The organism is Pseudomonas sp. FW305-28 (genome assembly GCF_017351395.1).
Classification (GTDB): Bacteria; Pseudomonadota; Gammaproteobacteria; order Pseudomonadales; family Pseudomonadaceae; genus Aquipseudomonas; species Aquipseudomonas fluorescens_AA.
Window position 1 is genome coordinate 1 of the sequence record NZ_JACNDD010000192.1, and the last position, 10960, is coordinate 10960.

Below are 10960 nucleotides of genomic sequence, written 5' to 3' on the forward strand. Positions count from 1 at the left end.
AAGCTCGCTCCCACAGGGTTGATTGTCTGGCCTAAGGTTTTACTAGCCGCGCATCCAGGCTGTTCTGTGCCAGGCGCTTGGCCTGGTCCTGGGTCATGCCCAGGTGGGTGTGCAGGGCATGGAAGTTTTCGGTGACGTAGCCGCCGAAGTAGGCCGGGTCATCGGAGTTCACCGTCACCTTCACACCGCGCTCGAGCATGTCGAGGATGTTGTGCTGCGACATGTCGTCGAACACGCACAGCTTGGTGTTGGACATTGGGCATACGGTCAATGGAATCTGTTCGTCGATGATCCGCTGCATCAGTCGCTCATCTTCGATGGCCCGCACGCCATGGTCGATGCGCTCGATCTTCAGCAGGTCCAGGGCTTCCCAGATGTACTCGGGCGGGCCCTCTTCGCCGGCGTGGGCGACGGTCAGGAAGCCTTCGTTGCGCGCGCGGTCGAAGACTCGCTGGAACTTGCTCGGTGGATGGCCCATTTCCGAACTGTCCAGGCCGACGGCCACGAAAGCCTCGCGGAACGGCAGCGCCTGGTCGAGGGTTTTCTCGGCTTGTTCTTCACTCAGGTGACGCAGGAAACTCAGGATCAGGCCGCTGGTGATGCCCAGTTGCTGCTCACCGTCCTTGAGGGCGGCGGCGATGCCGTTGAGCACCACTTCGAACGGGATGCCACGGTCTGTGTGGGTTTGCGGGTCGAAGAACGGTTCGGTGTGGATCACGTTCTGCGCCTTGCAGCGCAACAGGTAGGCCCAGGTCAGGTCGTAGAAATCCTGGGAGGTGCGCAGCACATCGGCACCTTGGTAATACAGGTCGAGGAATTCCTGGAGGTTGTTGAAGGCATAGGCCTTGCGCAGGGTGTCGACGTCGTTCCATGGCAGAGCGATCTTGTTGCGTTCGGCCAGGGCGAACAGCAGCTCGGGTTCCAGGGAGCCTTCCAGGTGCAGGTGCAGTTCAGCCTTGGGCAGGGCGTTCAGCCAGTCGTACATGGTCTTTTCTCATCAGCGAAGCGATGGCGGGCATTCTACAGGGGGCTGGCCGCCCTGTCGGGTAAAACCTGACCGGCTGATCCACTACTCGGCGTGGGCCTCCCGTCGGTAAGCATAGGTGTCGGCGAAGCGCGAGAGCAGGAATTCGGCGCAGGTGGTGGTCGGGTACTTTGGCGGGTGGGCGTCATCCTGGCAACCGGGCAGGCATTGGATCAGCGTGTCGGGGTGCGGCTCGGCAAAGAATGGCATCGAATAACGGTCCACTCCCAGCGGGCTGATCACCCGATGCGGCGTGGACAGGTAACGGTCGTTGCTCCAGCGCGCCATCATGTCGCCGAGGTTGACCACGAAGGTACCGTCGATGGGCGGTGCGTCGATCCACTGGCCGTTGACGTTGCGCACTTGCAGGCCGCCGGCGGCGTCCTGGTAGAGCAGGGTGATGCAACCGTAATCGGTATGAGCGCCGGCACCTTGCTGTTCGGCGCAACTGGCGGTATCGCGGGGTGGGTAATGGATCAGGCGCAGCACGCTCACCGGCTCGTTGAAGCGCGTGTCGAAAAAGTCCCGTTCGATGCCCAGGGCCAGGGTCATGGCCCGCAGCAGGGTTTGCGCAAGCGCCTGCATGTCACGGTAATGCTGCTCCATCAGGGGTGCCCAACCGTTCAGGTCGGGGTGTCGGTTGGGGCCGCGCAGGGGTTTTTCCGCCAGCACCTCGGGGTGATCGGCCGGCAAATGCAGGCCCATGTCGAAGGTTTCCTTCAGGTCGCTGGGCTTGGTCGGGTCCAGTTGTTCCGTGGCGACGGCGCCGTAGCCGCGATGGTGACGGGTCTGGGTGATGTCGATCTTGAGCTTTTCTTCGACGGGCAGGGCGAAGAAGCGTTGAGCATTGCCCAGCACCTCGGCGATGCGCGCCGGGCTGATGGGGTGGCCCTTGATGTAGAAAAAGCCCCACTGGCGGCAGGCGCGGTCGATTTGCCCGGCGACGGCTTGCCAGGCGTCGGGTTCATCGCCGTAGAGCGGGCTGATGTCGATGATGGGCAGGCTGTTCATGCGGCTGTCCTGACTTGAAATAGGAGCCCCATGTGGGAGCGAGCTTGCTCGCGATCGCGGTGGGCCAGCCAATACAGATATTGAATGTCGGTCCGTAATCGCGAGCAAGCTCGCTCCCACAAAAGGTATTGAGGTGGGTTTGGGAGCTATTTGGGAATCTCGGCCTTCATGCCTTCGACGTAGTAATTCATCGACGCCAGTTCCGCGTTGCTGGCGCTCGCGCCCGCGGGGATTTTCTCGACGCCGGCCTGGTCCTTGATCGGGCCGGTGAACGGGTGGAAGGCGCCGCTCTCGATGTCGGCGATGATCTGCTCGGCTTCGCCCTTGACCGCTGCCGGCACCAGGTCGCTGATTGGCAGCTTCACCGTGCCCTCCTTCAGGCCGCCCCAGTAATCCTGGGATTTCCAGTTGTGGTCGAGCACGCTCTGGGTCGCCTGGATGTAATGCGGACCCCAGTCGTTGACGATGGACGTCAGCACCGCCTTGGGCCCGAAGTGAGCCATGTCCGAAGCGTAGCCCACCGCATAGACGCCGCGTCGTTCGGCGGCCTGGATCGGCGCCGGGCTGTCGGTGTGCTGGAAGACCACGTCCACGCCCTGGTCGATCAGCGCGTTGGCGGCGTCGGCTTCCTTGCCCGGGTCGAACCAGGAGTTGACCCACACCACCTTGATCTCGGTACCGGGGTTGTATTTGTTCAGGGCCAGTTGGATGGCGTTGATGTCGCGGATGACTTCCGGGATCGGGAAGGAGGCGACGTAGCCGATCTTCTTGGTCTTGGTCATCTTGGCCGCGAGGAAACCGCCGACGTAGCGGCCTTCGTAGGTGCGGGCCAGGTACGTGCCCAAGTTCTTGTCCTGCTTGTAGCCGGTGGCGTGTTCGAAGATCACCTTGGGGAACTGCTTGGCGACTTTCAGCGTCGGGTTCATGTAGCCGAAGGAGGTGGTGAAGATCAGGTCGTATTGGTCCTTGGCCATGTTGCGGATCACCCGCTCGGCGTCGGCCCCCTCCGGCACGTTTTCCACGTAGTTGGTGGTGATCCGCTCACCGAATTTCGCCGCCAGCTCCTTGCGCCCTTGTTCATGCTGATAGGTCCAGCCGTGGTCGCCGATCGGGCCGATGTAGACGAAGCCGACCTTCAGCGGGTCGGCGGCACTGGCATTCAGGCCGGCGCCCAGGCCGACGGCTGCGACGACGGCGCAAAGCAACTGCTTCAAGGGGCGTTTGTGCATGAACTCGAACTCCATTTTGTTGTGAGGTTGGCTGTGCAGCATCAATGCAAAATGCTGACCAACAAGACAACAAATGTTCGACGTCTTGATGCCGCCATCGCGGGCAAGCCTTGCTCCCACAGGTATCGCGGCGCACTTGTGGGAGCAAGGCTTGCTCCTACAGGTATCGCGGGCGCACTTGTGGGAGCAAGGCTTGCCCGCGATGAGGCCCTTGAGAACAATAAAGGTGCGCCCTGCCTGCAAACGCCACCCTCTGGTGCATCACACCGAACGAAACGTTCGCCGCCCCCTACAGTCAGTAACTCATGACCCCGCTCACAGTGACAGGCCCGCGATGCTCACGCTGATCAAGCAAGAAAAACTGCTGTTGCTGGCGCTGGTCGCCGCCTGTATGGCCTATCCGCTAGAGCACTGGTTGCTGGGCAACGGGCAAGGGGTGGCGTTGATCGGCGGCCTGGTGCTGATCGGCTTCATTGTCGCCGCCTCCATGCGCGTGGCTCATCACGCCGAGCTGTTGGCGGAAAAGGTCGGTGATCCCTACGGCACGATGATCCTGACCCTGTCGGCGGTGCTGGTGGAAGTGGTGATCCTGGCGATCATGATGAGCAACGAAGCGTCGTCGACCCTGGTGCGGGACACGATCTACTCGGCGGTGATGCTCGACATCAACGGCATCCTCGGGCTGGCGGCGCTGATGGGCGGGATCAAGCATGGCGAGCAGGCCTACAACGACGATTCGGCGCGTACCTACAGCGTGATGATTCTTACGGCCATGGGCGTGTCGATGGTGGTGCCGGAGTTCATTCCCCAGCAGAACTGGAAAATGTATTCGGCCTTCACCATCGGCGCGATGATCGTGCTGTACACCCTGTTCCTGCGCATGCAGGTCGGGCCCCACAGTTATTTCTTCAGCTATAGCTACCCGGAAAAACGCCGCAAGAAAGAGCCGGTGGAAAACGAGCCGGAACCCATCAGCCTGACGCTTTCCATCGGCGCACTGGTGTTTGGCGTGGTGGTGATCGGCGCCCTCGCCGAAGTCATGTCCAAGGCCCTCGACCTGGGCCTGGAAGGCTCGGGCGCACCGCCGGTGGTCACGGCGATCCTGGTGGCCGCGATCTCCGCCGCACCGGAAATCCTCACCGCCCTGCGCGCCGCCCTGGCGAACCGCATGCAGTCGGTGGTGAACATTGCGTTGGGAGCGTCGCTGTCCACCGTGATCCTCACCGTACCGGTGATGGAGGCCATGGCCCTCTACACCGGCCAGCCCTTCCAGATGGCCATGACCCCGGTGCAGACGGTGATGATCTTCATCACCCTGATCGTTAGCGCGATCAACCTCAATGATGGTGAAACCAATGCCATCGAAGGCATGACCCACTTTGTGTTGTTCGCGACGTTTATCATGTTGTCCCTGCTGGGCCTCTAGGCCCAATACAGCATCCATTGTGGGAGCGAGCTTGCTCGCGATGGCGGCCAGCCATTCAACATCAATGTTGACTGATCTGGCGCTATCGCGAGCAAGCTCGCTCCCACAGGGGATTTGGGTTGGATCAGGCGCCGGCGATCAATTCCCGCGCCGCCTGGCTGTGATCGGCAATCAGCCCCTTCAAGTCCAGTCCCTCGACCTGCCCGTCGATCACTCGCCATTGCCCACCGATCATCACCCGATCCGCCCGGTCCGCACCGCACAGCAGCAGGGCCGAGATCGGGTCGTGGCTGCCGGAGAAACGCAGTTCATCGAGCTTGAACAGCGCCAGGTCGGCCTGCTTGCCCACGGCCAGTTCGCCGATATCGCTGCGCCCGAGCAGTTGCGCCGAGCCGCGGGTCGCCCAGCCCAGTACGCGTTCCGGCGTGATCGCTTGAGCGCCATAGCGCAGGCGCTGGATGTACAGCGCCTGGCGGGTTTCGAGGATCATGTTCGAGGCATCGTTGGACGCCGAACCGTCTACCCCCAGGCCTATGGGGGCGCCAGCGGCGGTGAGCTCCAGGGTCGGGCAGATGCCAGAGGCCAGGCGCATGTTGGAACTGGGGCAATGGCAAATGCCGGTGCCGGCGGCGCCGAGGCGAGCGATTTCATCCGGGTTGAAATGAATGCCGTGGGCCAGCCAGGTACGGGGGCCGAGCCAGCCGACGCTGTCCAGGTAATCCACGGTGCGCAGGCCGAAGCGTTGCAGGCAGAAGGCCTCTTCATCGAGGGTCTCGGCCAGGTGCGTGTGCAGGCGTACATCGAGTCGCTCCGCCAGCTCGGCGCTGGCTTGCATGATCTCGGGCGTGACCGAAAACGGCGAGCAGGGCGCCAGGGCAATCTGGATCCGAGCGCCGTCGCCGCGCTCGTGGTACTCGGCGATCAAGCGCTGGCTGTCGGCGAGAATCACCTCGCCCTGCTGCACGGTCTGCTGCGGCGGCAAGCCTCCGTCGGCCTCGCCCAGGCTCATGGAACCGCGGGTCAGCATCGCGCGCATGCCCAGCTCACGGACACTTTGCACTTGCACGTCGATGGCCTGTTCCAGGCCTTGGGGAAACAGGTAATGATGGTCGGCCGCCGTGGTGCAGCCCGACAGCAGCAATTCGGCCAAGGCCACTTTGCTCGCCAGGGCGAGTTTTTCCGGGGTCAGCCGCGCCCACACCGGATAGAGGGTCTTCAGCCACGGGAACAACGGCTGGTTCACCACTGGCGCCCAGGCGCGGGTCAGGGTCTGGTAGAAGTGATGATGGGTGTTGATCAACCCCGGCAGGATCACATGCTCGCGCGCGTCGAAGATGTGGTCGCAGGGCTGGGCGGGTTGTTGGCCGGCGCTCAGCAGTTCGACGATCACACCGTCCTGCAGGACGAGACCGCCACGGGCATCGAGGTCGTTGGCGGTGAAAATGGCGAGGGGATTTTTTAACCAGGTACGGGTCGCAGGCATGGTGGCCGGCTCCTCTGAAAGTGGGTTCAGGTTAGCCAGCTCAGTGATGCCCTGTCTGCTGATCCAGGGTCGCCCGTTGGATAGGGCGAGGTGCGGAGTTTACTCAGGTTGCCGGGCGCAGATCCAGTGTCAGGTCGAGAACCCTGTGGGAGCGAGCTTGCTCGCGATAGCGGTAGATCAGTCGACATCCATGTTGGATGTGAGGCCGTTATCGCGAGCAAGCTCGCTCCCACAGAGGAAAGATGGGTTACCAGGGAATCGTTTCGCCCTTGTAGTTGACGAAGTGATGCCCACCCTTGCCGGCGAAGGCATTGACCTGGTCGATCAGCCCGCGGGTACTGGTCTCGACATCGATGTCCGCGCCTTCACCGCCCATGTCCGTCTTGACCCAACCCGGGTGCAGCGACAGCACGGTCAATGCCTGCTCGCCCAGTTGGCTGACGAAGCTGTTGGTCATGGAATTGAGCGCCGCCTTGCTGGCCTTGTACAGCGCCAGTTCCGGCGCGTCGGGCATGGTCACGCTGCCCAGCACCGAACTCATGAACGCCAGCACGCCGCTGCCGTCGCGGATCTGGCCGACGAAGCGCTGGGCCAGGTTGATCGGCGCCACGGCGTTGGTGAAGAACAACTGGCCGACTTCCGCCAGCGTCGCGCCGCCTGGGTTCTGGTTGTCCGGGCCTTTGACGCCGGCGTTGACGAACAGCAGGTCGAAGGTCTCGCCCTTGAGCTGCTGGCTCAGTGCGATGACGGCTTGCTGGTCGTCCATGTCGAGTTTTTCAATGCGCACCGGGCCCAGCGCCTTCAAAGCTTCTGCGTTCTGCGGGTTGCGCACGGTGGCGGTCACGTTCCAGCCATCGCTGAGCAGCGTCTTCACCAGACCGAGGCCCAGGCCCCGGGAGGCGCCGATGATCAATGCGTTTCTTGCCGAAGTCATGAGGGGCATCCTTGAAAGAAAAAGGTCACGGGTTTAATGGACAACGTTGCCCGAGCCGTTGTTTCAGCTCGTGGCGTAACGCGTCGAGTTCGGTCATGCGGGTTTCGATCAGGTTCAGTTTGTCTTGCAGCAATTGCGTTACCGCGCAGTCGGGGTCGGGGGCGTTCCACAGGGCGGCGACGCTGGCGCCGATCTCGCCCAGGGTAAAGCCCAGGCGCTGGGCGGTCTTGATATAGAGCACCAGTTGGACCACGTCGGCGGGGTAGTCGCGATAGCCATTGGCACTGCGCGTTGCCGCGATCAGGCCCCGCTGTTCGTAGAAGCGCAACGTGTCTCGACTGACGGCGCAGGCTTGGGCTAATTCACCGATACGCATGAACAACTCCGGAGGGCTTGACCTTGGAGCATACCCCAGGCTTTAGCCTTTTCGCTCCCCAATTATCTGGAGCAATGTGTATGTGGAGTTCGATGCAATATCGCCAGGTGGTGCGCGGCAGCGCCTGGTACGACCTTATCGTGTCGGCTGTGCTGGCCACGCCTTGGAGCTTTGCGGCGTTGCATGGTGTGTTGATGAGCCTGACTCAGCTATTTGACCTGCCTGGAGAACTGCCGCCGTTTGCGCCGGCACATATGCTGATGGTGAATTTGCTGGGCTCGATTGTCTGCGTGTGGGCGGTGCTGCGGATTCGTGATCCGCAACCGCTGTACGGACGGTATGACGCGGTGGGGCGGTTTCTGTTTGCGGCCTGGCAGTTGTATGCGCTGCTTCATGGGGCCAGTGCGGTGTTGTGGGTTTTCCTGTTTCTGGAGGTGGTGTGGGGCGTGGTTCAGGTGTTGCCTGTTCGGGCCTCATCGCGAGCAAGCTCGCTCCCACAGGGGGCCTGAGTCAAACCTGAGCTCAGTGTTCACCTGGGCTAGTGTGGGAGCGAGCTTGCTCGCGATAGGTGCGCCGCGGTCTATCTCAATGCCCCGCCTGCCAAGGCTGCCCCAGTGACACCGGCGCATACAGCCGGGTGCGCACGGCATCCCGGGACAGCAGCACCAGCACTACGATGGTCGCGGCGTAGGGCAGCATCGCCAGCAGACTCGATGGAATCGCCAGCCCCAAGCCCTGGGCCACCAGGTGGAGGATGCTGGCGAGGCCGAACAGGTAGGCACCCAACAGCAGGCGCCACACTCGCCAACTGGCGAATACCACCAGGGCCAGGGCGATCCAGCCACGGCCGGCGCTCATGTTCTCGGCCCACATCGGCGTGTAGGCCAACGACAGATAGGCGCCGGCCAACCCGGCCATGGCGCCGCCAAACAATACCGCCAGGGTCCGCACCCGCAACACCGGCAGGCCCATGGCGCTGGCGGCGTCGGGGTTTTCGCCGACGGCCTGGATGATCAATCCGGTGCGGCTTTTCATCAGCACCCACGCCACCAGCGCAAACAGTGCGAAGGACAGGTAAACCAGGAGATCCTGGGCAAACAGCATCCGTCCGATCAAGGGGATGTCACTCAGGTAGGGAATGGCCAGCGGCTCGAATCCCGCCAGCGGTTTGCCGACCCAGGCCGCGCCGACAAAACTCGACAGGCCCACCCCGAAAATCGTCAGCGCCAGCCCGGTGGCCACCTGATTGGCGTTGAACACCAGTGCCACCAGCGCGAACAATGCCGACAACAGCATCCCGGCGGCCATCGCCAGCAGCACGCCGAGCCAGAGGTTGCCGCTGTTGAACGCGACGATAAAACCGATCACCGCGCCGAACAGCATCATGCCTTCCTGGCCCAGGTTGAGGACGCCGCTTTTTTCGCAGACCAATTCACCCAGGGCCACCAGCAGCAGGGGTGTGCCGCAGCGGACCATGGCGTAGAAAATATTGCTCAACAGGTCGATATCCATCACAGGGCTCCTGCCTGTACCGCAGTGGTTCGGGCGCGCCGGGTCCAGCGCAGGTTCAGGCGTGGCCGGTAGAGGATCAGCACGTCGCAGGCCAACAGGAAAAACAGCATCATCCCCTGGAACAACTGGGTGATCGCCTGGGGCAGGTTCAACGACATCTGCGCGCTCTCACCGCCGATGTACAGCAACGCCATCAACAGGCTGGCAAACAGAATGCCGATGGGATTGAGCCGTCCCAGGAATGCCACGGTAATCGCCGCATAGCCGTAGCCCGGCGACACCTGCGGCACCAGTTGGCCGATCGGCCCGGTCACTTCGCAGACGCCGGCCAGCCCGGCCAGCGCACCGCTGATCAACAGCGCCAGCCACACCAGCGGCTTCTGGCGAAAGCCGGCGAAACCGGCGGCGCGGGCGTCGAGGCCCAGCACCTTGATCTGAAAACCGACGAAGCTTTTCTGCAGCAAGACCCACACCGCCACCAAGGCCAGCAGGGCGAAGTACAGCCCTGCATGGACCCGGCCATCCTCCAGCAGCAATGGCAGGCGACTGGCCTCGCCGAACATCGCCGACTCCGGGAAGTTGAAACCCGCCGGGTCTTTCAACGGCCCGTGAACGCAAAACAGCAGCAGGTTCAGGGCGATGTAATTGAGCATGATGCTGGTCAGGATTTCGTTGGCATTGAAACGCGTGCGCAGCCACGCCGTGAGTCCGGCCCAAGCCGCCCCTGCCAGGGTGCCGGTCAGCAGGATCAGCACCAATGCCCAGCGGCTTTGCACGCCGATGATGTTCACCGCCAAGGCACTGCCGGCCAGGGCGCCCAGCAGCAGTTGGCCTTCGGCGCCGATGTTCCAGATCCGCGCCTGATAGGCCACTGCCAGACCGAGGGCGCAGAGCAGGATCGGCAAGGTCTTGACCAGCCACTCGGACACGCCGTACAGGTCGCTGATCGGGGCGATCAACAGGGTGTACAGCGTTTGCAACGGGTCATGCCCCAGGGTGATGAACAGCAGCGAGCCGCAGCCCAGGGTCAACACGGCGGCCAGTAGCGGCGAGCACCAGAGCATCAGGCGCGATTGCTGGCCGCGGGGTTCGAGAGAAAGCAGCATGTGGAACTCCGTTATACCGGCGCGGGGGCAGGGGATTGAGGGGCGTCGAACTGGCCGGCCATCCAGCCGCCGACGTCGCTGAGCCGGGTCTCGCCCGTGGGGCGCAAGGCTGACAGGCGCCCGCCGCACAAGGCGCCGAGGCGGTCGCTGATCTGGAACAGTTCGTCGAGGTCTTCGGAGATCACCAGAATGGCCGCGCCCGCATCGCGCAGGGCGATCAGGGCGCGATGGATGGTCGCCGCGGCCCCGACGTCCACGCCCCAGGTCGGGTGCGCGGCCACCAGCAGTTTTGGCTGTTGGAGGATTTCCCGGCCAAGAATGAATTTCTGTAAGTTGCCTCCCGAAAGGCTGCGTGCCGGGGTTCGGGTGTCAGGTGTCTTTACGCCAAAGCGACGGATGATTTCCTCGGCCAGGTGTTCGACCTGGCGGCGTCGAATCAGCCCATGACTGACCAGGCCCTGTTGGAAAGCGCTGAGCAAGGCGTTATCTGCCAGGCTCAATTGCGGCACAGCGCCGTGGCCCAGGCGTTCGGCGGGGACAAATGCCAGGCCGAGTCGACGACGGGCATCGGGGCGCAGGTGCGCGACGGGTTGCCCGGCGAATCGGATCGTTTCGCCTTGCTGGCGGGGCAGCTGCGTTTCTCCGCTGAGCAACGCCAGCCATTCGTCCTGGCCGTTGCCCGCCACCCCGGCGATGCCGACGATTTCGCCGCTGCAGACTTCAAGATCAATCTCCCTCAGCGAGCAGCCGAATGGGTCCGGGTTGTGCCAGGACAGCTTGTCGATTTGCAGGAAGGCAATGTCTGCGCTGACCTTGGGGTAGTCCGTGATCAGCCCGGCCGCTTCGCCGACCATCAGTT

Annotated in this window: 11 protein-coding genes; 2 read left to right on the forward strand and 9 right to left on the reverse strand. The window is 63.0% G+C overall.

All coding sequences use genetic code 11. The annotated features are described in order from the left end of the window. Positions 1-31: 31 nt before the first annotated feature. The 3 genes from J4E53_RS27700 to J4E53_RS27710 form a co-directional block, all read right to left on the reverse strand. Positions 32-985: an adenosine deaminase gene (locus J4E53_RS27700; protein ID WP_103311346.1), complete on the reverse strand. Its 954-nt coding sequence runs from the start codon at positions 983-985 to the stop codon at positions 32-34. Between the two features lie 84 nt (positions 986-1069). Continuing rightward, positions 1070-2035 carry a 2-oxoglutarate and iron-dependent oxygenase domain-containing protein gene (locus tag J4E53_RS27705; protein WP_103311345.1) on the reverse strand — a complete coding sequence of 322 codons (966 nt, stop codon included), beginning with the start codon at positions 2033-2035 and terminating at the stop codon, positions 1070-1072. A gap of 146 nt (positions 2036-2181) precedes the next feature. Then, on the reverse strand, positions 2182-3264 hold the full coding sequence (locus J4E53_RS27710) for a BMP family ABC transporter substrate-binding protein (protein ID WP_060743084.1): 1083 nt from the start codon (positions 3262-3264) through the stop codon (positions 2182-2184). A 334-nt stretch (positions 3265-3598) separates the two neighbouring features. Here J4E53_RS27710 and J4E53_RS27715 point away from each other — a divergent pair, with 334 nt between their 5' ends. Then, positions 3599-4690 (forward strand): calcium:proton antiporter, encoded by a 1092-nt coding sequence (locus J4E53_RS27715; RefSeq protein ID WP_060739315.1) that lies wholly within the window; start codon positions 3599-3601, stop codon positions 4688-4690. 124 nt (positions 4691-4814) lie between these two features. Here the strand turns inward: J4E53_RS27715 and J4E53_RS27720 are convergent, their stop codons facing one another. From J4E53_RS27720 to J4E53_RS27730, 3 genes are all read right to left on the reverse strand, one after another. After that, complete coding sequence (locus J4E53_RS27720; protein ID WP_207268233.1) at positions 4815-6173, reverse strand: 8-oxoguanine deaminase; 1359 nt, start codon at positions 6171-6173, stop codon at positions 4815-4817. A gap of 247 nt (positions 6174-6420) precedes the next feature. Next, complete coding sequence (locus J4E53_RS27725; RefSeq protein WP_060739313.1) at positions 6421-7107, reverse strand: SDR family oxidoreductase; 687 nt, start codon at positions 7105-7107, stop codon at positions 6421-6423. Positions 7108-7132: 25 nt separating this feature from the next. Then, positions 7133-7483, reverse strand: a complete 351-nt coding sequence (locus J4E53_RS27730; RefSeq protein WP_053118143.1) for a MerR family transcriptional regulator — start codon at positions 7481-7483, stop codon at positions 7133-7135. 80 nt (positions 7484-7563) lie between these two features. Between J4E53_RS27730 and J4E53_RS27735 the strand changes: the two genes are divergently transcribed. Then, positions 7564-7992: a hypothetical protein gene (locus J4E53_RS27735; protein WP_103311286.1), complete on the forward strand. Its 429-nt coding sequence runs from the start codon at positions 7564-7566 to the stop codon at positions 7990-7992. Between the two features lie 76 nt (positions 7993-8068). Here the strand turns inward: J4E53_RS27735 and J4E53_RS27740 are convergent, their stop codons facing one another. The 3 genes from J4E53_RS27740 to J4E53_RS27750 form a co-directional block, all read right to left on the reverse strand. After that, positions 8069-8995, reverse strand: a complete 927-nt coding sequence (locus J4E53_RS27740) for an ABC transporter permease (protein ID WP_060739311.1) — start codon at positions 8993-8995, stop codon at positions 8069-8071. Continuing rightward, the gene (locus J4E53_RS27745) at positions 8995-10101 is read right to left on the reverse strand and encodes an ABC transporter permease (protein ID WP_103311284.1); all 1107 of its coding nucleotides are present in this window, start codon (positions 10099-10101) and stop codon (positions 8995-8997) included. The genes J4E53_RS27740 and J4E53_RS27745 overlap by 1 nt, the downstream gene beginning before the upstream one ends. Before the next feature lie 11 nt (positions 10102-10112). Next, positions 10113-10960, reverse strand: an 848-nt coding sequence (locus J4E53_RS27750) for an ATP-binding cassette domain-containing protein (RefSeq protein ID WP_207268234.1), incomplete at its 5' end; no start/stop codon positions are given.

Coding starts and splice junctions, on each gene's coding strand:
- J4E53_RS27700 (WP_103311346.1), bottom strand. CDS start 985: ATGTACGACTGGCTGAACGCCCTGCCCAAGGCTGAACTGCACCTGCAC.
- J4E53_RS27705 (WP_103311345.1), bottom strand. CDS start 2,035: ATGAACAGCCTGCCCATCATCGACATCAGCCCGCTCTACGGCGATGAA.
- J4E53_RS27710 (WP_060743084.1), bottom strand. CDS start 3,264: ATGCACAAACGCCCCTTGAAGCAGTTGCTTTGCGCCGTCGTCGCAGCC.
- J4E53_RS27715 (WP_060739315.1), top strand. CDS start 3,599: ATGCTCACGCTGATCAAGCAAGAAAAACTGCTGTTGCTGGCGCTGGTC.
- J4E53_RS27720 (WP_207268233.1), bottom strand. CDS start 6,173: ATGCCTGCGACCCGTACCTGGTTAAAAAATCCCCTCGCCATTTTCACC.
- J4E53_RS27725 (WP_060739313.1), bottom strand. CDS start 7,107: ATGACTTCGGCAAGAAACGCATTGATCATCGGCGCCTCCCGGGGCCTG.
- J4E53_RS27730 (WP_053118143.1), bottom strand. CDS start 7,483: ATGCGTATCGGTGAATTAGCCCAAGCCTGCGCCGTCAGTCGAGACACG.
- J4E53_RS27735 (WP_103311286.1), top strand. CDS start 7,564: ATGTGGAGTTCGATGCAATATCGCCAGGTGGTGCGCGGCAGCGCCTGG.
- J4E53_RS27740 (WP_060739311.1), bottom strand. CDS start 8,995: ATGGATATCGACCTGTTGAGCAATATTTTCTACGCCATGGTCCGCTGC.
- J4E53_RS27745 (WP_103311284.1), bottom strand. CDS start 10,101: ATGCTGCTTTCTCTCGAACCCCGCGGCCAGCAATCGCGCCTGATGCTC.